The organism is Arthrobacter sp. HY1533, from assembly GCF_027568515.1.
Taxonomy (GTDB): Bacteria; Actinomycetota; Actinomycetes; order Actinomycetales; family Micrococcaceae; genus Specibacter.
Window position 1 is genome coordinate 210,414 of sequence record NZ_JANKZF010000009.1, and the last position, 23,952, is coordinate 234,365.

At 62.5% G+C, this 23,952-nt stretch carries 16 protein-coding genes; 8 read left to right on the plus strand and 8 right to left on the minus strand.

From position 1 onward, the window contains the following. Positions 1 to 387: 387 nt before the first annotated feature. On the minus strand, positions 388 to 2,100 hold the full coding sequence (locus PCK14_RS09755; RefSeq protein ID WP_269938277.1) for a sensor histidine kinase: 1,713 nt from the start codon (positions 2,098 to 2,100) through the stop codon (positions 388 to 390). Between the two features lie 318 nt (positions 2,101 to 2,418). On the opposite strand from PCK14_RS09755, the gene PCK14_RS09760 reads away from it, so the two are divergent. The 5 genes from PCK14_RS09760 (at position 2,419) to PCK14_RS09780 (ending at position 6,171) form a co-directional block, all read left to right on the plus strand. Next, positions 2,419 to 2,973 carry an alternate-type signal peptide domain-containing protein gene (locus tag PCK14_RS09760; RefSeq protein ID WP_269938278.1) on the plus strand — a complete coding sequence of 185 codons (555 nt, stop codon included), beginning with the start codon at positions 2,419 to 2,421 and terminating at the stop codon, positions 2,971 to 2,973. A gap of 75 nt (positions 2,974 to 3,048) precedes the next feature. Continuing rightward, complete coding sequence (locus PCK14_RS09765) at positions 3,049 to 3,642, plus strand: hypothetical protein (RefSeq protein ID WP_269938279.1); 594 nt, start codon at positions 3,049 to 3,051, stop codon at positions 3,640 to 3,642. Positions 3,643 to 3,653: 11 nt separating this feature from the next. After that, complete coding sequence (locus tag PCK14_RS09770) at positions 3,654 to 4,265, plus strand: signal peptidase I (protein WP_269938280.1); 612 nt, start codon at positions 3,654 to 3,656, stop codon at positions 4,263 to 4,265. 41 nt (positions 4,266 to 4,306) lie between these two features. Next, on the plus strand, positions 4,307 to 5,143 hold the full coding sequence (locus PCK14_RS09775; RefSeq protein ID WP_269938281.1) for a hypothetical protein: 837 nt from the start codon (positions 4,307 to 4,309) through the stop codon (positions 5,141 to 5,143). Positions 5,144 to 5,232: 89 nt separating this feature from the next. After that, positions 5,233 to 6,171: a hypothetical protein gene (locus tag PCK14_RS09780; protein ID WP_269938282.1), complete on the plus strand. Its 939-nt coding sequence runs from the start codon at positions 5,233 to 5,235 to the stop codon at positions 6,169 to 6,171. A gap of 11 nt (positions 6,172 to 6,182) precedes the next feature. Here PCK14_RS09780 and PCK14_RS09785 read toward each other — a convergent pair whose 3' ends face one another. Next, complete coding sequence (locus PCK14_RS09785) at positions 6,183 to 7,892, minus strand: sensor histidine kinase (protein WP_269938283.1); 1,710 nt, start codon at positions 7,890 to 7,892, stop codon at positions 6,183 to 6,185. 221 nt (positions 7,893 to 8,113) lie between these two features. Between PCK14_RS09785 and PCK14_RS09790 the strand changes: the two genes are divergently transcribed. Next, positions 8,114 to 8,947, plus strand: coding sequence for a response regulator transcription factor (locus PCK14_RS09790; RefSeq protein ID WP_269938284.1), 834 nt, complete (start codon positions 8,114 to 8,116; stop codon positions 8,945 to 8,947). A 115-nt stretch (positions 8,948 to 9,062) separates the two neighbouring features. After that, positions 9,063 to 10,898 carry a glycosyl hydrolase family 28-related protein gene (locus PCK14_RS09795; protein ID WP_269938285.1) on the plus strand — a complete coding sequence of 612 codons (1,836 nt, stop codon included), beginning with the start codon at positions 9,063 to 9,065 and terminating at the stop codon, positions 10,896 to 10,898. A 3-nt stretch (positions 10,899 to 10,901) separates the two neighbouring features. Here the strand turns inward: PCK14_RS09795 and PCK14_RS09800 are convergent, their stop codons facing one another. The 5 genes from PCK14_RS09800 to PCK14_RS09820 form a co-directional block, all read right to left on the minus strand. Then, positions 10,902 to 12,029 (minus strand): hypothetical protein, encoded by a 1,128-nt coding sequence (locus PCK14_RS09800; RefSeq protein WP_269938286.1) that lies wholly within the window; start codon positions 12,027 to 12,029, stop codon positions 10,902 to 10,904. Between the two features lie 312 nt (positions 12,030 to 12,341). Next, positions 12,342 to 14,000, minus strand: a complete 1,659-nt coding sequence (locus tag PCK14_RS09805) for a sensor histidine kinase (RefSeq protein WP_269938287.1) — start codon at positions 13,998 to 14,000, stop codon at positions 12,342 to 12,344. 122 nt (positions 14,001 to 14,122) lie between these two features. Beyond that, complete coding sequence (nhaA, locus tag PCK14_RS09810) at positions 14,123 to 15,436, minus strand: Na+/H+ antiporter NhaA (RefSeq protein ID WP_269938288.1); 1,314 nt, start codon at positions 15,434 to 15,436, stop codon at positions 14,123 to 14,125. A gap of 208 nt (positions 15,437 to 15,644) precedes the next feature. Continuing rightward, on the minus strand, positions 15,645 to 18,566 hold the full coding sequence (locus tag PCK14_RS09815) for an InlB B-repeat-containing protein (RefSeq protein WP_269938289.1): 2,922 nt from the start codon (positions 18,564 to 18,566) through the stop codon (positions 15,645 to 15,647). A gap of 495 nt (positions 18,567 to 19,061) precedes the next feature. Then, positions 19,062 to 19,559, minus strand: a complete 498-nt coding sequence (locus PCK14_RS09820) for a DUF2505 domain-containing protein (protein ID WP_269938290.1) — start codon at positions 19,557 to 19,559, stop codon at positions 19,062 to 19,064. Positions 19,560 to 19,737: 178 nt separating this feature from the next. Between PCK14_RS09820 and mfd the strand changes: the two genes are divergently transcribed. Next, on the plus strand, positions 19,738 to 23,418 hold the full coding sequence (mfd, locus tag PCK14_RS09825; protein ID WP_269938291.1) for a transcription-repair coupling factor: 3,681 nt from the start codon (positions 19,738 to 19,740) through the stop codon (positions 23,416 to 23,418). Between the two features lie 37 nt (positions 23,419 to 23,455). On the opposite strand, the gene PCK14_RS09830 is transcribed toward mfd, so the two are convergent. Continuing rightward, positions 23,456 to 23,911, minus strand: coding sequence for an RrF2 family transcriptional regulator (locus PCK14_RS09830; protein ID WP_269938292.1), 456 nt, complete (start codon positions 23,909 to 23,911; stop codon positions 23,456 to 23,458). Positions 23,912 to 23,952: the final 41 nt, after the last annotated feature.

The window sequence follows — 23,952 nt, forward strand, 5'->3', positions numbered from 1 at the left end:
GCAGCATGCCGGAATTTGACTGGTTTTGACAGAAATCCTGGAAACTTGACCAAACCTTATACGAAAGGACAGTCTTTTATGCCTCGTGCGTCACTCGACAGGCCCGTTGGTGCCGCAGAATCAGCGAAGTGACGCTGAATCGAACAGGATTTGATGTTTCATCGCGTTTGTGACTTGTGGACAAATCTTGTGCATTTCTTGTGCAAATATTCCGGATTCTCGATGCTGTTTCTTGAGGTGCCTGCGGCATTGTTGATGCCGCCGGAAGGCAAGCGAGGCGGGGCGGAATGCCCCCGAATGCAGGTGGTGTGTTGGTTCCCCCGCCAACACACCACCCCTGCATGGGGTGCGCGGAGTCTGCATGCGGTGCCTGAATACCTGGCGTGATTATGGGGTGGAGTCCAGCACAGACTCAGGCATGTCATCGCGGCCGGCCGGCCTGTTGTCGGTGGACAAACATCCGGGCAGAACGAATCCGATGGTGGTTCCCACGCCGGGCTCGCTGTTGAGGCTAATGGTGCCTCCATGTTTGGCAACGATGGTTCGGGAAATCATGAGTCCCAGCCCGATTCCCGGAATGGACCTGGCCATGGCGGACTTGGCCCGGAAGAACTTGGTAAAGGCCTCGGCCTGTTCCTCGGAGTCCATGCCCATCCCCGTGTCTTGGACCTGGCAGATCAGGTCCTCGCCTCGGGCCCAGGCCCGCACAGTGATGGTCCCGCCGTCGGGGGAGTACTTGACAGCGTTGGAGACAAAATTGTCCAGGACCTGGCCTATGCGCCTGGCGTCAACAAGGGCCATCAAGGAGCCCGCTACCTCGCTTGCCATGCGAAGGTTGTTCATTTCGGCGGCGGGGGCGGCGGAGGCCATGCTGTCCGCGACCAGGGAGGAAAAATTTGTCCGGCTCAGCTGCAAGGTTAGGGAGTCGGTGGTCAATAGATCCGAAACCAGCGCACTGAGCCGGTCTACATTGCGCGAGGCGATGGTCAGAAAGCCTTGGATTTCAGCCTGCGTCAGGTCAGGCTCCTCGAGAACCATGTCCAGATAGCCCTGGATGGAGGTAAGAGGGGTGCGAAACTCGTGCGAAACGTTAGCCACAAAGTCATTCTTGGCGTCCAGCGCCGCCATCATCTCGGTGATGTCATGAAAGGCAATCACAGCGCCGTCAAAGCCACCGTTGTCATCCAAGATGGGTCGCGCTGCCGTGGACACGGCCCGGGCTTTAGCTCCGGCACCCACCCACACCATGTAGTTGGTGAAGGCCTGTCCCAAAATGGCCCGGCGCACTGGACGTTCATCCGCCTCCACGGAAGTGACGCCGTCGACGTTGAAGACCAGCAGCTCCCTTTCTTCCGGGTCTGCAATGTCCTCCGGAAGTGCGTGGACATGCAGCGCCCTTTGCGTCGCATTCATGAGCATGTCGTTGCCGTGGGCGTCGACCACGACCAGACCCACGGCCACAGTGTCGACAATAGTTTCCAAAAGCCGTTCCCTTTGCTGGCTTGCGGCGAGCATAGACCGTAGTTCAACGTCCTTGGCCTCAAGCGCCTTGCGTTGCAAGTTGACGGTATTGGTCACCGCGACAACAGTGCTGGCGTAAGCGAGAACCACCAGGGGGAAGAGCAGCGGCCTGGCTAATTGTTCGGCCGTGAAGCCGCTGGGCGAGGTCAGGATGGGGAACCAAACTATGAGCAGCGCTGCGACCCCGCTGATCGCCACGGTGGTGCGCGGAGCAATGTGCGAGGAAGCAAGCCAGAAGACGGGGAAGAAGATCAGCAGGCCAACTGCAGTAAGGAACTGTTGGTTGCCACCCCGGAAGAGGCCAATGGCCACAAAGTCCAGATAGGGGATCACTAGAAAGGCGCCCCTTGGCATCCTTTCCCACGGGATGGCAATCGACGCGATCAACAACAGCGCATGCAAGGTCAGGGAAGCGATGAACAGCGGTTCCCCAAACGAGGTTGGATAGATCAGCAAGGCAATTGCCACTGCGAACACCATGAGGAGCGATAACGGCAGCTGATTGAGGAACACCCGCCGGCGCAATGGATCGAGCCAGCCCAGCAATCGCGAAGCCTTCTGCTGGTTTCCAAGGGGCATGGGCACTTCCATCCTTCGACGTCGCTACGCGGCTCCTACGCTTGTGCCCGGCGCAGCCTTGTGCTGGCAGACACACTATTGGTACCGATAATCTCACACGCGGCAGTTTGTGGACTTTAGTGACTTGCCGTCGACTTTGCAGAGATCACCTTGAGCGTTTCTTGAGCCTCAGGATCAGTCTCAAGACAGCTGCGAATCTTGAGTTTTTCTTGCTGAAATCTTCCGGGTTTTTGGGGCTGTTTCTTGAGTTGGACGCTGCATTGTTGTTCTCACCAGCAGGACAGCCTGCCGAGAAGAACACGAACAAGGGGTCTCAAAATGAACAAGATTGCTAAAGGCGCTATTGCAACCGGTGTTGGTATTGTCCTGCTGGCAGGTGGCGGCGGAACCCTCGCCGTCTGGAACCAGACAGACATCGGCACTCAGGGCAAGATTTCTGCCGGTGATTTGAACTTGGTTGCGGGCACCGGAGTTTGGAAGAACGCCAAGAACGAGGACATCACTATCGGCAGCTACCGCGTTGTCCCGGGCGAAGTTCTGACCTACACCCAGCCGCTGACCGTGACTTTGGAAGGTGACCTGATGGTGGCCCACTTGACTCTGACGGGAGCCTCGCCGGTCAACGGATTTGTTCCGGCAGACGTCACCACTTCCACCACACTGACTGATGCTGCCGGTGTGACAGTCGAAGGCAACACACCCTTGGACAAGGACCACGACGGTGATTTTACCGCCACCACCACGTTCGCGTTCCGCCTCGGCACCGAAGGACGCAGCTCTGTCAACGCTACGTACGATTTCAAGGACATTGGCTACATGTTGGAGCAGCAGACCCCCAACGCAGACATCGTTGCTCCCCCGGTTGGCCCGTAGGCCTTAGTTTCGTAGACCCCGGCGGCGTGCCGGGTACCCAACCGGCGCGCCGCCACCCCTCAGACGGAAGCAGCCATGAAGACCACCCGCACCCTGAAAGCAACCGGCCTTGTGCTGATTGCCGTGGTGCTGGGATTGCTCACCGTCCAAGGAAGCTACGCACTCTGGAACAAGGTCGCCACCTCCAATGCCGGAACCATCCAGGCCGCTGATTTCAACGTCACTCTCGCGAAGAACCTGACTGACAAGCCGATCAGTATGACTACGGATCAGGGGACTGCAGCGACGCTGCAGCTAACCACCAAACCCCTCGGAGTGGTCAAACCAGGGGACAGCGCGTACGCCGGCGTTCAAGTGGGCAACATGACAAACGCCAGCGCCGATTTCAAGATCCAGGTACTCCTAGGCGCCCCCACCATCACAAACAACAACTCTCAATGGCCTCTGGCACAGTACTTGAGTATCAAGGCTGTAGAAGCACCGTCGCTGGCGGAGTGCGGCTCAGCGTTGTTTTCACCTTCGACACCCGCCTCACCGGCGCCGCTGGAAATTGCCAAGGGCGCTAACGGTGTGTTTTGCTTCCAAGTTTCCCTGGCTGCCACCATGCCGGCAACGTTCAATGGTCAGGCAGCGTCAATTTCCGTTCCGATCACAGTCAACCAATTCTAGGAGCGTTCGCCATGTCTATCTTCAGCCCCGTCTCCCGTGATGCAGCATCGCCGGAGGCTGACGTGGCACCCGAACCGACCTCGCACGGAGCCTGGCGTTCAATCGGCACTTGGGCCGCCTACGTAGCCCTTCTGTTGGCGGCGCTCACCGCATTGATCATGATTGTGGCCCCCATGGCCACGGGCTCACACACTTACACGGTGCTGACCAGTTCCATGGCCCCGAAGTACGCCCCTGGAACTTTCTTGGTGGTCAAGCCAACCCCGTTTGCCGAACTCCAAGTGGGGGACATCATCACCTACCAAATTGAGTCCGGAAAGCCCGGAGTGATCACACACCGCATTACCGCCGTGGCAACCACCCAAGCCGGTGCGCGGGTCATGACCACCAAGGGCGACAACAATTCCCTTGAAGATGCCGCCCCGGTCCAAGAAGCACAGGTCCAGGGCAAGCTGCTGTACGCAATCCCGTATGTAGGCTTTGCCGCCCACGCCGTGGGTGAACAGCGGGGCAAGCTGCTGCCCATCGTCGCTGTTGGATTTATTGCTCTGGGCGCATTCAGCATGGTCAAGGGTGCCGTGGAGAAGAAGCGCGGCAAGAATTCGGATCGACACGGCGAATGACCCACGAAGTCCAACCGTGCAGGAGATCAGGCTCTATACGGGTGGCCGCCACGGCAATCGTGGCAAGCATTGCCCTGGGAGCCTTGCTGGCAGGACCTGCCAGTGCAGAACCGAACAAGAACGAACTGCTTCAGCTAAGCAGCGACGGTGTCAACTTCGCCACCGACGCAATACCAACCATGTTTAGGAGCACAAAAGGTTATGTTCCAGGAGAATCGCGCAGGGCGCTCATTTGGGTCCGCAACGCCAGCAAACATCCAGCACATCTTTCCGTCGCCGTTCGCAACACCGGGATGGCAACAAGCTCGGTCCTACCAAAACACCTCTTCTTCAAGGCCCAGTCCCAAAATCGCAGCCCCGCAGCCACCTCTCTGCCCGCTTCCGGCACCTGCACCCCGCTCATCGATGATTGGACTCTGGCCGGAGGCGCGGTTCTGCCCCTGACAGTCGACCTAGGTCTCTTGGTGGATGCCCCCAACTCGACCCGAAAACAGTCTGCAGAATTTGCATTGACGTTCCTCATGCAGGAGCAGGGCCCCGGAAAACTGGTTAATGCCTGTGCCGGGACCACTGATAGCCCGCCCGCCGGAGAAGGAGTTGCCTCCGTGGTGGTTGGTGGCGGTACATCCGTTACCACCAATGGCGGCGGGGCACTGAACAGCAATGGAGCCGTTGCTGGCGACGACGAGGCCACCGCCAACCCTAGTTTGGCCCCTGATCCCTCCGGTGCCGAACCCTTGCCGGAGGCCCGGCCGTTGCTTCCCCAACTGCAAAGTAATGTGGAAGCCACCAGCTACAACCCATGGGCGTGGATTGTCCTGGCCAGTGGGTGTGTGTACATGTTCGCCATTTCCCGGAAACGGAGCACGACCAGATGAGTTCAGCAGGGCCACAGCATGCAGGGGGAAACCAAGGCAACGGCTCGCAGCCATCTGGCCGCGGGCTGCGTAGTTTGCCGGGGTTCACCGTGGCAGCCGTGGTCTTTGTTCTCATTGTTTTGTTGGGTGTTGGCGGCATAGCCATCGCCAACTGGAACCAAAGCGCGACAGTTGCCATCGCCGTCACGGCGGGAGCCGCGGCACCCACAAGTCCGCCGCCTACGACCGCTCCGCCGACGACGAATCCTCCTACGACCGCGCCTCCGACAGCCGGTTCCGGCATAATTAGCACTGTGTTCAGCATCGCTCCGAGGCCAGGAAAAGTTGTGGTCGACACGGTCACGTGCGAGCCCCACGCCTCAAACGGTAGGTTCAATATTTCGTGGCCCAAGGTATCGCCGGCGGCCGATAGCTATACGGTCTCGATAAAGTCTCAGACGTCAAAGACGGCATTTCAGTCCACCGTGGATGTCAGGCCCACAACGAACCCTTTGGTTTCGACAACCTTTGATATTGGCAACCAGCCTGAACAATTTGGGCTCTACCTGCTTCGAATTCAAGGCATTAAGAGTGGTGCTGCCGGTGACCCGATCTACAGGACGTTAAACTACTCCGCAAAAGGGAAAGGGGCTTGTCAGTGGGGCGCCTCCGATGGGCTTCCTCCGTTGGGTGCTTTTTCCGTAGATGCGGGTCCGCAGAGACAAACAGCCAACGCGGATGCCAATCTCAACCCCAACGCAAACCGAGTCAATCTCGGCTTTGTGGGGGCGGCCGAAGCCACTGAATTTGTAGTCAGCGTTGAGTCACTCAGCTCAACGTCCAGTTACGGGGCCGAATACAAGGCAAACGCCGGTGGCTCCACGTTGATCTTCCCTCTTCGGACGATTCAGGGCTATGAACCTGCCGCATCGGCTGCATTCTACGGTCAGTACAAAGTAAGGATCATACCGATGAACGGGCAGGTCGCAGGAGATCCAGTATACAAGACTGTCCAATACCAACAGTGGAGTACCGAGGTTTGGGACTGAGTCGATTGGTCCTAGGGCATGGAGGACAATTCCGGGTTGATGATGCACACCGGGATCGTGAAACTCATGGTGGTTCCCTGACCGGGCTGGCTTTGCATGGTCAGGAAACCTCCGTGCTTGTCAATGATGGTCTTGGAAATCATGAGCCCCAGACCAATACCGGGGATGCCGCGTTCCACCGCTGATCCAGCCCTGAAGAATTTCTGGAACACACCTGCCTGCTCGGCACTGCTCATGCCGAGTCCAGTGTCCGCGACTTCGCAGTTCAAATCAGTACCGCTGGCCCAGGCACGGACGGTGAGGGTTCCGCCGTCGGGCGAGTACTTGATGGCGTTGGAGACCAGGTTGTCCAGCACCTGGCTGATCCTTCCGGCGTCAATCCTTGCCGCAAGAGGTAGCTGGCAATCTGTCTCCACTGCCACTTTGTTGCGTTCCGCTGCCGGCCTGGCAGATTCAACGGATTCGGAAACCAATAGGGCAAAGTCGGCCACGGATCGTTGCACGGTCATTGCGGTGGTGGTCAACAGGTCAGAAACCAGGCCGTTGAGCCGAACCGCATTGCGCTGGGCGATTTCCAGGTAGTTGGCGATCTCCGCTGGCGGGGCACCTGGCGTCTCGCGGGCCATGGCCAAGTAGGACTGGATGGCGGTCAGGGGAGTGCGGAACTCATGGGAAACATTGGCGACAAAGTCATCTTTCGCGCTCAAGGCATTGACCATGTCTGTGACGTCGTGGAAGGCGATGACGGCGCCGTCGGACTCACCGCCCTCGCCCTGGATGGTGCGGGCAGTTGTTGACAGCGCCCTCGCGCGATCGCCGGTGCCAATCCAGATTTGGTAGTTGGTGAACGATTCTCCCAAGATGGCCCGGCGGACCGGCCGTGCGTCGGCTGGCAACGCCCCCTTGTTTGGCCCAAAGACCAGCAGTTCACCTTCGTGGGGATCGGCGATGTGGTCAGGGACTCCCAGGGCATGGATGGCTTCCTGGGTTGAGTTCATGAGGCGGTCGTTGCCGTCCGCATCCACCACCACAACGCCAACGCCGACCGTGTCCACGATGGTCTCCAGCAGGCGCTCACGTTGTTGGCTGTCCAACAGGTCTGCCTTGCGCCGCCTGTCTTGTGAGACTAGGGCTTGACGCTGCCTGTCCATGCTGGTGGTCAGCACCACCATCCCGATGGCGAATGCGAGCATCATGAAGGGAAACAGCAGCGGACGCAACAATTGTTCTGTGGTCACAGGCCCGGGCTTGAGGATTTGAGGAATCCAAACAATCACCAGGCTAGCAAGGGTGCTTGAAATGACCGCCGTTTTGGGCGCGTAGCCGGATGAGCACAGCCAAAACACTGGGAACAGCACCAACGCGGTGCCAGATGACAAGACAGTGCTGCTGCCATCTCGGAAGAAGGCCACGGCCACGAAGCCAAGGTAAGGGATAACCAAGAAAGAGCCGGGCGGCAGCCTGTCCCAGGGAATGGTCACAGTAGCTGCCAGCAAGGCAATGCTCATGACCAAGGCGGTGACCAGCGTTGCTTGGCCGAACAGCGTCGGATCCAGGAAGGCAATCAGGGCGGTGGCCAGGACCACGGTGAGCGTGAAGGGCAGCTGGGCCAGAAACAGCCGTGTCCGCAGGGAACGTTCATAAAAGTAGCGTCGCAGGAGTTGGCCTGCGGAAGCGTCGCTGGAATTGGCAGGGGCGAAGGTCAAATTGGTGTCTGTCACTGGTTCAATTCCGCCAAATCCCCAAATAAGTTGGTAATGATGGGCCGTGCATGTGGCCCGGGCCCCGGTGATTGGCCGACTCTCTCACGCCGCAGGGAGTGAAACATCCGCGGGCACCGCTATTGATGATGCCATACTGTAAGTTGCAACTGGGTCCGGGGGCCCTGAAGTTCAGCAACAAGTATGGTTCTTATTGGTCTTGCAAGTGTAGTGGGGTAGAGATGGACAATTCTCGTATAGCAGTCATCGTTGAAGACGACCAAGATATCCGTGAACTTATCAGCGTCATTCTCTGCCAAGCCGGTTTTGATGTTTACACCGCCAGCAACGGGGCTGATGGTGTTGAAGCCGTTCGGAAGCACAACCCCGCCATTGTCACCTTGGATCTTGGCCTGCCGGACATGGACGGTTTTGAGGTGGCCAGGCGAGTAAGGCTCTTCAGTGATGCCTACATCATCATGCTGACAGGGCGTGCTGATGAAATGGACACGCTGCTGGGCCTGGAAACCGGGGCCGATGACTACCTCACCAAGCCCTTCCGCCCCCGTGAGTTGCGGGCCAGGATCAGCGCCATGTTGCGCAGGCCGCGCCTTGGCGCGTCCACCTCCTCAGTTGATGCGGAAACTACCGGAGCAGCCACCGCACCAGCGGCTCCCGGCCAACCTGAAGCCGCTGCCACTGTATCCACGGGTTCCACCGCTGCGGCTGTCGAATCCACGGGCCCCAGCATTGATGCGCCGCGGGCCATCAACGGCCTGGTTCTCAACGACGGAGACCGCACAGCGGAAGTGGACGGCACCGAGCTGGAGCTGACCCGGACCGAATTTGACCTGCTCCACGCGCTGGTGGACAGCGGCAAGCAGGTGCGCAGCAAGTCGGACCTGGTGCGCTGGCTGCGAGGCGAAGAATACGACGTGGGCACCTACATCAGCGAAGCCGACGAGCGCACCATCGAGGTGCACATGACCAACCTGCGCCGCAAGATGGGGGACAACCCCCGCGATCCCCGCTGGATCAAGACCGTTCGCGGCGTTGGCTACCGGTTGGTCCACTAAGGCCATCCATCCGTTCCTGACAGCAGGGCCCCAGCCAACATGGATTTGGGGCGGGTTGATCCGTGCCAGCAGGCGGCCGAGCCGGGCTGGCTACGCGTGGAATTTGTAGTACAGCGTGTCGCTTTCGGCCACTTATGATCCAATCGGCTCAGGTGCCGCGGCTGCCGCCGCATCGGAGCCACTTACCGTTTCGGGTAAGCGCGCCGTGCGAAAAGATGAGTTGACCTACAATGCGTTGGACCACGGAATCGTAGGCGACGGAACGATAGATGATGTCGCTGCCATCGAGGCGTTGGGTTCCCTTGTCTCAGCGGCAGGCGGGGGAACGATCTACTTTCCTCGCCGAACATACCGAGTCTCCCGATCCATTCGCTGCCGCAGCAATGTCCGTTACCGGGACGACAAGACTGTCATCTACAACAACACCACTTCAACTTCACCCATTGACAAAGGGGCGTTCATCCCTGGGTATATTCACGGGGCCGGATTCTATGCACCCAACGGTGCTGGCAAGGTTTTTAGCAGCGTTGCGATATCTGACGTTGCACTGGGCAGCACCACCATCACAGCAGCCTCAGTAGGCGGGCTCTCCGCCGTATCAGTGGGGGACTTCATTGCAGTCCGCAGCGTGGCGAACTATGTGGCAAGCGCGGTCGAAGTCCCAAATCAGCTTTACTTCAGCAAGGTACTGTCAATCAGCGGGGACACTCTGACCCTTTCGGACGCCTCGCCCTATGCCATTGCCGGCGCTACCGTTCACCCCCTGAAGGGCAACCCTGTGGATGGGCAAAACGCCGTAATGGAGATGATCGAGAACGTCGCCATTGAGGGCTTTGACATCGACGCCATCTTCCCGGTCTGGGGCGGCGGTTGCTACGGATTCCGGATGTCAAATATCAGGCCACACAACCGAGAAAAGGTCTCCAGCCTCGTATCGCTCAACGCCATGTGCAGGTTTGAGATTACAGACTGCCAGGCGGACTGGTACTACACTTTTTGTGAACTTGCCCTTGGCTGTGCTGACGGGAGAGTGCACCGGAACGCTGGCACCTTCCGCGTGGGGACAAGCATTTTCAACCCCATCAGCATCGTAGAGTCGTCGCACAACATCAAGGTCGAGGACAATACCCTCACAGTGCCGTCTGCCTTCACGGAAGCAACCAAAGTGTTTGCCAACCTTGGCCACTGCCAAGATGTCTGGATCCGAGACAACAAGTTACTTGCTCTCGGTTCAATGGATGCCGTCTTCGGGGTGTCGAATGGTGCTGTTGCTGAACGGGGCGTATCTGGCCTTCGGGTGAACAATAACCAGATCACCACAGGGGCAGGGGTGAACCGCGTATTCAGCATCGGCGGAAACATTGGTGCATACGTCCCTAGACGATTTACAGTAAGGGATAACTTCCTCAGCGGCGTACTAAATCCGGCTGTCAATGAGTGGATGATGCTTCTGGCTGGTGAAGACTTCGTCGTTTCGGGCAACGTCGTTCCCGATGGAGCGGGGCAGCGCGTTGGACCCAGCCCGCGAGGTCGGTTTGACGGTGGAGAGCCGACGACAGCGACCTCGGGGCATATGGTAACGGTCACGGCCATGGCAGGCAACGTCCTTCACTGCAACCTGACAAAGACCATAGGACGGATTCTCTATCGGGGCTCTATCACCGCCGTTCGAGTCGAGGTGATTACCGCCTACAACGCAGGCACGAGCAACACGTTGGTGGTCGGACACTCGGCAGTTGATAACGCCTACGCCACATCAATCAACGTGGGCTCAACGGGCGTCTTCTACATCTACCCTGGGCACGCAAGTGCGGGCACTGGAATGGGTAAGCGTCTGGCCACCCAAGACAGGGATGTGCTGGCCACCTACACGCCGTCCGGCACGGCACCAAACCAGGGCCTCGCACTCGTCACTGTTTTCTACGAGCCGAACACACCGCCTTCGTCGTAGGTATCAGCGGCGCAGGATGGCTTTCTTGATGGTACGGGCGGCATCCCATAGTGGGGCCGTCCGTACCATCCATGTAAGAGCAGCGGTTAGTTCTTTGTCTTCGATGCCGTGGGTTTTCATTGCTTCAAGATTTTGCTTGGCAAATATGGCCGATCCATGCTCGGGCCGGAAGGAGCGGAGGCGCTGTATATCAATTGCATCAGGAAGCGTGCGGCATCTTTCGAGGGAGCCCACTACCCGAAGATTAACCATGGTACGGATACATTTCTCACACTGACCACAGTTGAAGGCGCCACCCGGGTTCTCCCAGCAGATGCGCAAGTGATCCATGGCAGCATCGCTCTTAGAGATCCGCTCCACTTGCTCCGGGCGAGTGGCGGACTCTCCGTGGTGCTCAAAAGTAACCGACGAAGAGTTCCATAGAGAGTCAAGCTCTGGGTGGGAGCCCCAAGGGAATAGATCGCTCGTATGGTAGCTCGCCGGGATGATTACACGTTCCAAGACGTCGCCTAGCAGCAACCCTACGGTGGCCAACGCTGCGCCATGGTAGTGAGTCCCCCAGTCCAGTAAGCCTTCAGACATGTGGCGAATATTGGTCCGAACTTCAACGAGCTCCTTGCCAAGTGACTTGGCCGCGCCCCTGGCGCCATCCAAGGCTTTCTGCGACAACGCCTCATCATCTACGTCGATATCGAACCCTGTTACGAAGATCAAATGCGTGATGTCCTCGGACCGCTCAATGGCGGAGTAGAACGAGTCCGCCCCGCCGCTGAAGAAACTTCCGACCCCGCGCTGCTGGAGGCGCTCTGGAACTGGATCGCTGACTGAGACGATTTCAATCGAGCGGAGGTTACTGTACCAGGAGTCAAGCAGACTCTGAACGCCGGCCGCATTCTCGAGTGCGATCGGGTCCTGGGGCCCAGCTAACCGGAGTTCCATGCCGTGTCTCATAGCCATAGGCAAGGTGGCTGGTAGCCACGCTCCGCTTCCGCCGTTCAGGGGGACGTTGGCCGAGACGTCAATCTGGATGGGGCCTTCGTCTAGTCCGTGAAGAATCGCAGAGGCCGACATTGAGTCGTCCGACGCCAGTGGTTCAGTAGTGAGTACACCTATCGTGCTGGCATTGGCCATGAAAATCCCCCAGAAAAGTGAGCAAGCAAAGTTATCTCAAGTCTAAAGCAGGCTAGGGTCACATAAGGCCGGTAAAGCATCGTCTGCGTCAAGGCTGTCGAAGCATGATCGCCGCAGTGCAAGCTGCGCGGGCCGCCGCTAGGATGTCAACATCTGCGGGCACAAACGCGACGGTGCAGCAAGGGCGGACTGTCTTGCTATGTTCCGCGGCTGGGCGCACTTGGCCATCATGTCGGGGGAAACTGAATCCGGTCTGGCCTTCTCAGACGCTTCTGACAGAAAGTACCAACGAAGTCGTGAGCCTTTTCCGCCTTAGTTCAGCACCAGCACTGACTCCGGCAGTTCGATCCGCATGGTGGTTCCCACATTGCGCTCGCTTTGCACTGTGATGGCGCCGCCGTGGTTGGCCACAATGGCCTTGGTGATCAGCAGCCCCAGGCCCAGCCCGGGGATGGAACGCTCCAGGGCAGGGTCCGCCCGGAAGAATTTGGTGAACGCCTGCGCCTGCTCGGCGCTGCTCATCCCCATGCCGGTGTCCCGGACCTCCAGCACCACATCGGCACCGTCGGCCACGGCACTCACGGTGACCGTTCCGCCGTCGGGCGAGTACTTGATGGCATTGGAGATCAAGTTGTCCAGCGCCTGGCCAATTCTTCCCGCGTCCACCATGGCCCAGAGCTGGTCCGGGACATGCTCGGTCAACTCCACCCCGTTCCGCTCCGCCATGGGTCGCGCGGAGACAACACTCTCGTGGGCCAGTGTGGCAATGTCCGTCATGGCGGGGGTGACCTCCATTGAATCCGTGGTCAACAGGTCCGAGACCAGCCGGTTCAGGCGCAGCGCATTTCGCTGGGTGATGGTCAGGAACTTGTTGATGTCCGCCGGCAGCCGGTCGGCATCATCGAGCACCATGCCCAGATACCCCAGGATGGAGGTCAGCGGTGTGCGGAACTCGTGGGAAACGTTGGCCACAAAGTCGTCCTTGGCGGCCAAGGCCGCCATCACCTCAGTGTTGTCGTGGAAGGCAATGACGGCCCCGGCGGAACTGCCATCCTCATTGCGCATGGTGCGGGCCGTGGTGGAAATGGCCCGGCTGTTCTCACCCTGGCCAATCCACATCTGGTAGTTGGTGAACGATTCGCCCAGGATGGCGCGGCGGACGGGCCGCTCATCCGGAGGCAACGGGACCTTGCCATGGCCAAACAGCAGGAGGTCCTTCTCCTGCGGATCCGCCATGCCCGGCGGCAGGGCCTGGGCGCGGATGGTGTCCTGCGTGGCGTTCATGAGCTGGTCGTTGCCGCCCTCATCCACCACCACAATGCCCACGGCCACGGTGTCCAGGACGGTGGCAAGCATCTGCTCGCGCTGCTTGCTCAGTTCAAGGGCGGTTCTCAGCTCGGCATCCTTGGCTTGCAAGGCCTTGCGCTGGCTGTCCATGCTGGCCGTCATGATGACCACCGTCATGGAGAATGCCATCATCATGAATGGAAAGACCAGCGGCTTGGCCAGCAGCTCCGGGGTGATTTTTGCCGGCCCCAGGAACAGCGGAACCCACACAATCAACAAGGTGCCCAGCGTGCTGGAGACAATGGCCGTCTTCCGCGCGTACCCGGATGCGGAAAGCCAGAACACGGGGAACAACGCCAGCAGACCCACGGAGGTGATGTACTGCGCGCTGCCATCGCGGATGAATCCAACCGAAACCAGGTCCAGGTACGGAATGGCCAGGAACGCCCCGCGCGGCATCCGGTCCCAGGGGACGGCCACGCACAGGGCAAGAATGGCCGCCTGCATCCACAGCCCGGCGATGAAGTGCGGACCCGCCAGAATGACCGGGTAGTACGCCGCGGCCAGGCCCACCGTCAAGAGCACGGTCAACGTCAGCGGCAGCTGCGTGAGCAGCACCCGCATCCGCAGGGTCCTTTTGTAGAAGTGGCGCTTGAGCAGGGTGTCTTGGGCTGGGTTGGTCAAGGGACTTCCGTAATGGGTCAGGGTCATGCGCCGGGACTGGCACATGACAGTCTCTCACCCATCCCAACCCTTCCGGCCGCAACGACACCCCAGCTGTGGCGCTCGGCGGCTGCCCCCAGGCGCTACCTGCCCTGGCCATCCTGCTGGAAGACATCCGGGATGCCGTCATGGTCCTCATCGAGCTCCTCAAGCTCGGCAATCTTGCGGTAGTGCCGGTTGCGGCTGCGCAGCACGACGGCGGCCAGCAGGGCTGCGAGCACGGAACCCGCCAGGATGGCCACCTTGGCATGGCTGTAATGGGGGGAGTCGCTGCCAAAGCTGAGCTCACTGATCAGCAGGGACACCGTGAAGCCCACCCCGGCCAGCAGCGAAAGCCCCGCGACATCCACCCACTTGAGTCCGTCGTCGAGCTTGGCCTTGGTGGTCTTGGTGATGAGCCAGGTGGAGCCGAAGACGCCAATGAACTTGCCAGCCACCAGGGCCACCACAATGCCAATGGCCACAGAATCTGTGAAGGCGCTGCGGAGCCCTGCCAGGCCGCCCAGGGCCACCCCGGCGGAGAAGAATGCGAACAAGGGCACGGCCACGCCGGCGGAAACCGGGCGGATCAGGTGTTCAAAGTGTTCGGCCAGGCCCGGGCCGGCCTCGGGGCCACCGTTCTTGGCGCTGCGCAGAACGGGAACGGCGAAGCCCAGCAGCACGCCGGCCACTGTTGCGTGGACGCCGGATGCGTGGACCAGGGCCCAGGTGGCCGCCGCCAGCGGCAGCAGCAGGTACCAGGCATGGATGCGCTTTTGCACCAGCCACGTGAAGGCCAGCAGGGGCAGCAGTGCCAGTGCCAGGAACTGGAAGTGCATCTCACCCGGGTAGAACACGGCAATGATGGCGATGGCAATCAAGTCATCCACCACAGCCAGCGTCAGCAGGAAGGTGCGCAGGGCGCTGGGCAGGTGGGTGCTGATGACGGCCAGCACGGCCAGCGCGAAGGCAATGTCCGTGGCGGTGGGGATGGCCCAGCCCTTGAGTACCTCGGGGCCGGCACTGAGGTTGACCAGCGCAAAAAGCGCGGCCGGGACTATAACACCGCCCACTGCCGCGGTGATGGGGACGATGGCCCGGGCCGGGTTGCGGAGATCGCCGGCCACAAATTCGCGCTTGAGTTCCAGGCCGGCCACGAAGAAGAAGATGGCCAGCAGGCCGTCGGCCGCCCAGGTGCCCAGGGACAGGTTCAGGTGGAGGGCCTCGGGACCAATGCGGAAGTCGCGGAGGGAAAAGTAGCCATCCGCCCAGGGCGAGTTTGCCCAGACCAGGGCAATGATTGTGGCGGCTAGCAGCAGGGCTCCGCCCACTGTTTCGGATCGCAGGATGGCGCTGATGCGCACGGATTCGCCGTAGCTTCCGCGGCTGAAAATGCTGGGACGGTTTGCTGATTTCATGGGCGCTGCAGCTTTCGGTTGGAGCGGCAAGTGGCTGGACCTTTTGGGTTCAACTATGACATTGCCGACCAGACTTCCCGGCGCACCTGCAAACAAGTTTACAGGATCCGGCCCACTCCCTGCGGCACTGCCGGGCAGAAGTGGACGCAAAGAGCCCGGCACCTCCCCGTTGGGAGTGGTGCCGGGCCCTCTTATCGCCGCCCTGCCTTTAGTGGTCCAGGGGCCGGCGGCTGCGCCACACGGCTCCTGCACCCAGCAGCAGGAACAGCCCTGCCAGTGGAATGCTCCAGCCCGGTCCGAATCCGGTATTGGCCAAGGTGGCACCACGTCCCGCCCCGGCAGCAGAAACCACGGGGCACTTCACGTGGGTGAACTTGACCTTGAAGGTGGCCGAGCCGTCCTTGTGGGGTGCCCAGTTGGCCGTCTTGGCCAGTTCGTAGCCGTTGGCCGGCGTGGCCCGCACGGTGACGCTCTTGCCATTTTCCGCGCTGCGGGAAGCCTTGTAGCTGATCCCAGTGGTGCTGGCCAGGGACAGCGTGGGCGCCGTGAGAGTTCCATTGCTGCACACTGCCTGGGCGGCGGTGGGCACTGCCGGCGATGCCTTGACCATGCAGTCCGGAGTGCTGAACTTTACGGTGAAGGTGGCGGTCCCATCATGCTTGGGCGTCCAGCCCTCGGCTGCGGCCAGCTTGTGGCCGAACTTTGGGCTGGCCGTGACGGTCACCTTTGTTCCAGCGGCCGCGTCCTTGTTCTGGGTGTAGCTGACGCCGGCCGTGGAGGCGAACGTCAGTGTGGGGGAGGAGGCGGTGCCGGGGCCGGTGCACTGTGCCTGGACGGCGACGGGCGCGGCCGGCGTTGCCGCCACTGTGCAGTCCGGAGCGGGGTCAAAGGTGAAGGAGTAGGCGGCGGTGCCGCCCTCATTCAAGACCCAGCCCTTGTTGGCCAGGGGCGCGAAGCCGTTGGCCGGAAGCACCAGCCTGTAGCCTTCCCTGGGCGTGGCCGTGATGGTGACGGTGCCGCCCGGAGTGGCTGCTCCGGCAACGCTGTAGCTGATGCCATCAGAGTTGGCGGGCACGGACATGGAGGGACCGTCCGTGGCCCCGGGGCCCGTGCAGACCTGCTGTGCGAAGGTGGGCGTTTCGGGCGTCGCGTCGACAAGGCAATTGACGGTGTCGAACTCGATCCGGAAGCTGGCCGTGCCGTCCTCGTTCAGGGACCACCCGCTGCCGGCCTTGAGGGCGTAGCCCTGGGCCGGGGTGGCGATGACGTAGACGGTGCTGCCCTGGGCCGCGGTGCCTTGCATGCTGTAGCTGATCGACTCGGTGTCCGCGGGGACGTCCGCCCCCGGGGTGGTGGCCATGCCGGGACCCGTGCACACGGCCTGGGTGGCAGTGGGGACGGCCGGGGTTGCCACAACTGTGCAGTCCAGTGTGCCGAACTCGACGGTGAAGGTGGCGGTGCCGTCTTCCTTCAGCATCCAGCCATCCGCTGCCTGCAGCTTGAAGCCGGAGTTGGCGGTTGCCGTGACAGTCACCGTGGCACCGGCGGTTGCCGGCACATCCTGCGAGTAACTGACGCCGTCAGTGGTGGCGAAGGTCAGCGTGGGAGTGGTGGCAGTGCCGGGGCCGGTGCAGACTGACTGGACCACAGCCGGGTTGACAGGGGTTGCCATGACCGTGCAGTCGAGGGTGTCCAGCGTGACGGTGAAGGTGTAAGTGGCCGAGCCGTTGGGGCCGGGCACCCATCCTGCTGCGGGTGCCAGGGCGTAGCCGGTCTGGGGTGTTGCCGTGACGGTGACGGTGCTGCCTTGTGCCACGGTGCCCGAGACCGAGTAGCTGATGCCGGCTGTTTCGGCGGGTGTCACCGTCGGTGTTGTTGCGGTGCCGGGGCCTGTGCACACGGCCTGGACCACAGCCGGGTTGACAGGTGTTGCGGCGACCGTGCAGTCCAGGGTGTTCAGCGTGACGGTGAAGGTGTAGCTGGCCGAGCCGTTGGGGCCTGGCACCCATCCTGCTGCGGGTGCCAGGGCGTAGCCGGTCTGGGGTGTTGCGGTCACGGTGACGGTGCTGCCTTGTGCCACGGTGCCTGAGACCGAGTAGCTGATGCCGGCTGTTTCGGCCGGTGTCACCGTCGGTGTTGTTGCGGTGCCGGGGCCTGTGCACACGGCCTGGACCACAGCCGGGTTGACAGGTGTTGCGGCGACCGTGCAGTCCAGGGTGTTCAGCGTGACGGTGAAGGTGTAGCTGGCCGAGCCGTTGGGGCCTGGCACCCATCCTGCTGCGGGTGCCAGGGCGTAGCCGGTCTGGGGTGTTGCGGTCACGGTGACGGTGCTGCCTTGTGCCACGGTGCCTGAGACCGAGTAGCTGATGCCGGCTGTTTCGGCGGGTGTCACCGTCGGTGTTGTTGCGGTGCCGGGGCCGGTGCACACTGACTGGGCCACTGTTGGGGCAACGGGCGTTGCCGTCACGATGCAATTCACCGTGTCAAACGTGGCCGTGAAAGTGGCGGTCCCGTTCTCCTGAGGAATCCAACCCGGAGCAGGCGACAGCGAGAACCCGAGCTGGGGGGCGGCGGTGACCGTCACCGTGGCGCCTTGGGCTGCGGGTGCGGATTGTGAGTAGGCGATGCCCTCGGTGCTGGCAAGGACCATGGTGGGCGCACTTGCCACGCCGGCGGTGGTGCACTGGGCCTGCGTGACAGCAGGGCCAACGGGAACTACTACAGCATTGGGGGTGGCGACGCGGCACCCGTTGTAGAAGATTGCCTGGCCCGCGGCGTCCCAGTTTTGGCCTGCGGGCTGGTAGTTGTTGGGCGGGTAAATGTCACCCCAGCCGGGAGCCGGGTAGACAGGGCCAGTGTGGTTGGCGTGGCCGCGCTTGAAAGATTCGAAGCTGGTTGTCTGGGGATCGCCATAGGGATTGTTCGAGCTGCTGCTCGCGTGGCAGAACGTCACGTCGCCATCACCCGTGCCGATGCCCTCCGCCATGGCCGAGGGAGCCACCACCAGCCCCACCACACCCACGAGCGCCAGTGATGCGGCGGCGGTGAACGCCAAGATCTTGGCGCCCAGGGAACGCCTGCCCCCGCCACCACCGCCCGCGTGCCTTGCAATTGCGTGTTGTCCCAACATGATTCCCAGCCCTTCAATGCCGTCTCGTGCAAAATCAGCAGGCACATGCCGGAAGGCCGACGGTCAACGCCGGCTCCTGGCTTGGCTGCTTCGGATGTGAGGGACCGCAGGGTTGCCGGCGAATCCCGTTCGCATATCCGGGCGGGGACGGGGGCGCATTGTTGCGCCTGGTGGTGCCGGGGAAGAGACTTTCCCCGGCAACCAACAGCGGGGTTTCCCCCTGCGCATGCGACAGCAATTTCATTGCTTCTCCGACCCAGCTTCAGATAAGTAGTTGAAGACTAGGGAGGGCGGTCGGGGCGTTCTAGCGTGGTGGAAAAGCGGGAATTGGGCCAAACACTTGCGTTTTATTGACCGACCACTCGCTTTTGGCACCCCGTCCACTTGGTTTTGCACTGCGTACAGGCACTCGGGTGGAGGGGATCAGGGCATGAAAAAAGGAACGGCGCACAACTTCTTGTTGTGCGCCGTTCCTTGTCTGCTGGGGAAAACTGCCTAGTGGCTGTTCAGCCATTCCTGGGCCAGCGTGGCCTGCAGGTTCAGTGCCCGGCCAATGACGGGCTCGGCCGCCGAGGCGATCTTGGCGCCCAGGAAGGGAACGCCGGACTTGACCTCGCCGCTCAGCTCCACCACTGTGGATTCGCCGCTGGCCACGAGCTTCTGCTCAGCCGTGACGTCCACGGGTGCGCCGGAGACGGACAGTTTGATGCTGTTGGTGCGGGAACCGTCGGCTGCCGGGGCGCTCCAGGACTCATCCTGCGTGACGGTCAGCGATGAGCCGAGCACCTTCTTGGCGATGTCCGGCATGCGGGTGGTGGGCAGTGTGCGCACCGTCTTGGTGGTGAACGCGCCCGCGGTGGAGCCGCTGATGGTGAAGGACAACAGTACCCCTCCCACGGTTTCGCTCACGTGCTTGATGAAGTCTTCGTTGGCAAAGACATCTGTCACGCTCTGGGCGGTGGCCGAGAGCGTCGTTGAGGCGGCAAGCGCCATGGTTCCTCCAGGATCAGGGGGTGGTGGGGCAGCTCCTAGGATAGCAAGGCCGGCGGCGAGTAAGCTGGACACGGACCCGGCACTGCACGCAAATACCGGGCTTTCGTGCTGTCCTACGGCACGGCACACCAATGCACGCCGGCTGCCCCGCGGCCGGGAAACAAGGAGAAAAACACCCATGAGCCTTGCAGGGTTGCGGATTGCGCTGTCACAGGATCCACTCTTCGCCAGGGTGCGCAGCTACGCGTCGGCCGACCCCGCCACCCGCAGCACAGACATCGCCTTCAGCGCCCCCGCCGGCCTGCGCCCCGTGCTGCTGGCCGAGGTGGCGGACGGGCTTGCCGCCTCATCAGGGGTGGTCCTGGCCGTGACGGCGACCGGCCGCGAGGCTGAGGATACCGTGGCCGCGCTGCGCTCCTACCTGCCCGAGGGGGCCGTGGCCGAGTTCCCCAGCTGGGAAACCCTGCCGCACGAGCGCCTGTCCCCGCGCTCGGACACCGTCGGCCGCCGCCTGGCCGTGTTGCGCCGCCTGGCCCATCCCGAGCACGACGCCGGTGAGCACCTTCGCGTGATCGTGGCACCCGTGCGGGCCGTGGTCCAGCCGCTCGTGGCCGGCCTGGGCGAGCTGGCCCCGGTCCACGTCAAGACGGGGGAGGAGATCCCCTTCGCCGAGCTCATCAAGCGCCTGGCCGACGCCGCCTACGCCCGCGTGGACATGGTCACGCACCGCGGCGAATTTGCCGTGCGCGGCGGCATCCTTGACGTCTTCCCGCCCACAGAGAACCACCCCGTGCGCATTGAGTTCTTCGGCGACGAGGTGGAGTCGATGCGATGGTTCAGCATCGCCGACCAGCGCACCTTGACCTCCAAGGTCTCGACAAGCTCGACCACCGGCGGTATTGTCCACCCCACCGAGCTGCACGCCCCGCCGTGCCGCGAAATCCTCATCACCCCCACCGTCATGGGCCGCGCCGCCAAGCTCAAGGACGCCATGCCGGCGGCCGCCGCCATGCTGGAAAAGATCGCCGGCGGCATTGCCGTGGAAGGCATGGAATCCCTGGCACCGGCCCTCGTGGACGGCATGGTGCCGCTGGCCAGCCTGCTGCCCGCCGGCTCCATCACAGTGGTGCTGGATCCCGAAAAGGTCAGCGCCCGCGCCCACGACCTCGAATCCACCAACGCAGAGTTCCTCGAGGCGGCCTGGTCCACGGCCTCCGACGGCGGGACGGCACCGCTTGACCTGGCGTCGGCCGGAACGGGAGGGGCCGCCGTTGACCTGTCCTCGGCCGGATTCAAGTCCCTCACCGAAACCCGCGACGCCGCACTGGGGCACGGCGTGGCCTGGTGGACCATGAGCTCACTGGCTCAGGACGAAGAACTTGAGGTGTCCACGGACGTGCTGAACCTGCACGCCCGCGAACCCCGCGGCTACCGCGGCGACGTAGCGGAAATGATGGAGTTCATCGGCGCCCGGGTCAAGGACCAGTGGCGCGTGGTGGTGGCCACCCAGGGCCCCGGCCCGGCCCAGCGCCTGGCCGAGCTGTTCCACGAAGCCAACATCCCGGCGTCGCGCGTTGAATCGCTGGATGCCGAACCTCAGCCGGGCATCATCGAGGTGACCACGGCAGACACCGGCCGCGGCTTCGTCTTCGATTCCCTCAAGCTGGGCCTGCTGACCGAGGCCGATTTGCTGGGCCGCGCGTCCGCCGTCTCCACCCGGGACATGCGCAAGATGCCCTCCAAGCGGCGCAACGCCGTGGACCCGCTGCAGCTGGCGGCCGGGGACTATGTGGTCCACGAGCAGCACGGCGTGGGCAAGTTTGTGGAGCTGATCCAGCGCAAGGTCTCGACAGGCTCGACCACCGGACGGGCAGGCTCAACCACCGGGGGCCCCGGGCTGCGCGAATACCTGGTGCTCGAGTACGCCCCGTCCAAGCGCGGCGCACCGGGGGACCGTTTGTTCGTCCCCACCGACCAGCTGGACCAGGTGACCGCCTACGTGGGCGGCGACGCACCGGCGCTGTCCAAGATGGGCGGCTCGGACTGGGCCGCCACCAAGTCCAAGGCACGCAAGGCCGTCAAGGAGATCGCCGGGGAACTGATCCGGCTGTACTCGGCGCGCATGGCCAGCCGCGGGCACGCCTTCGGCCCGGACACCCCGTGGCAGGCCGAGCTGGAGGAGGCGTTCCCATATGTGGAGACGCCCGACCAGCTGGTGGCCATCAACGAGGTCAAGGCCGACATGGAGAAGGAAGTCCCCATGGACCGGCTCATCTCCGGCGACGTGGGCTACGGCAAGACCGAAATTGCCGTCCGCGCAGCGTTCAAGGCCGTGCAGGACGGCAAGCAGGTGGCCGTTCTTGTCCCCACCACGCTGCTGGCGCAGCAGCACTACGAGACGTTCAACGAGCGCTTCTCCGGCTTCCCCGTGCGCGTGGCGCCGCTATCGCGCTTCCAGACCACCAAGGAATCCAAGGAAATTGTGGAGGGCGTGAAGAACGGCTCCGTTGACGTTGTCATTGGCACGCACCGGCTCCTGTCCAAGGACTTTGCCTTCAAGGACCTGGGCCTGGTGATTGTGGATGAGGAGCAGCGCTTTGGTGTGGAGCACAAGGAGGCGCTGAAGAAAATGCGCACCAACGTTGACGTGCTGGCCATGAGTGCCACCCCCATTCCGCGAACCCTTGAGATGTCCATGACAGGCATCCGCGAAACCTCCACCCTGGCCACCCCGCCCGAGGAGCGCCACCCCGTGCTCACCTACGTGGGCGCGCACAGCGACAAGCAGGTGGGTGCCGCCATCCGCCGCGAGCTCATGCGCGAGGGCCAGGTGTTTTATGTGCACAACCGGGTTAAATCAATTGACCGCACGGCAGCCCACATCCAGCAGTTGGTCCCGGACGCCCGCGTGGCCGTGGCCCACGGGCAGATGTCCGAGTCGCGGCTCGAGCAGATCATTGTGGACTTCTGGGAGAAGCGCTTTGACGTGCTGGTGTGCACCACCATCATTGAAACCGGACTGGACATCTCCAACGCCAACACGTTGATCGTGGAGCAGGCCAACAACTACGGCCTGTCCCAGCTGCACCAGCTGCGCGGACGTGTGGGCCGCGGGCGTGAACGCGCCTACGCCTACTTCCTGTACCCGGCGGACAAGCCGCTGGGCGAGGTGGCCCTGGAGCGTTTGAAGGCCGTGGCCACCCACAACGAGCTCGGCGCCGGCATGGCCCTGGCCATGAAGGACCTGGAAATCCGTGGCGCCGGCAACCTGCTGGGCGGTGAGCAGTCAGGCCACATCCAGGGCGTTGGCTTCGACCTGTACATCCGCCTGGTGGGCGAGGCCGTGGCCGACTACCGCGGCGAGGGCGAGGAACGGGCCGCCGAGATGAAGATCGAGCTGCCCGTCAACGCCCACCTGCCGCACGACTACGTGCCGGGGGAGCGGCTGCGCCTGGAGGCCTACCGCAAGCTGGCCGCCGCCGTCACCATGGAGGACATTGCCGAGGTCCAGGCGGAACTCATCGACCGCTACGGCGAACTGCCCCCGGCGGCCGTGAACTTGATTGCCGTGGCCCACTTCAAGGTCCTGGCCCGCGCGGCCGGGCTCTCCGATGTGGCGCTGCAGGGCAACTTCATCAAGTTCGGCCCGGCAGAGCTGCCCGAGTCCAAGCAGATGCGCCTGACCCGCATGTACCCCGGATCCATGGTGAAGCCAGCCCTGAACTCCGTGCTCATCCCCAAGCCCAAGACGGCCAGGATCGGTGGCCGCGACCTGGCCGACGCCGAGGTGCTCACGTGGGCGCAGGGCGTGCTGGAGGCAATCTTCGAGACCACCCCGGCCTCCGTGGCGGCATCCTAGGGCGGGCCTGGTGGCCGGCCGCGTGGCCGGCCGGTGGTCAGCGGCGTGCCCAGGCCCCCGGATCCTCGAGCAGCGCCAGGACCGGCGAAGGCAGGGAGCCGGCCGCCACATCGGCCAGGGTGGTGTTTTCGAGCACCGCCCGCAGGCTGGCCCTGGCGGCGACCCAGACTTCCCTCAGGGCAACACTGGACTCGGGGTACTGGACGTCTTCCGGCCGCTCTCCGCGGACACCGGCCAAGGGGCCGTCCACGGCGCGGATGACGTCGGCCACGGTGATTGAATCCGCGTCCCTGCCCAGCACATAGCCGCCCCTGGCGCCCCTTTTTGCCGTCAGGATGCCACTTTTGGTGAGCTGCGCCAGGATGGATTCCAGGAACTTTGTTGGAATCTGCTGTTCCGATGCCAACCGCTCCCGAGTCACCATGGCGCCGTCCCGCAGGACGAGCTCAACCACCGCCCTCAACGCATAGTCCGCTTTGGCTGTTACATGCACCGACGGCCTCCTCACACCATGGGACACCAAGTCCCGTATGT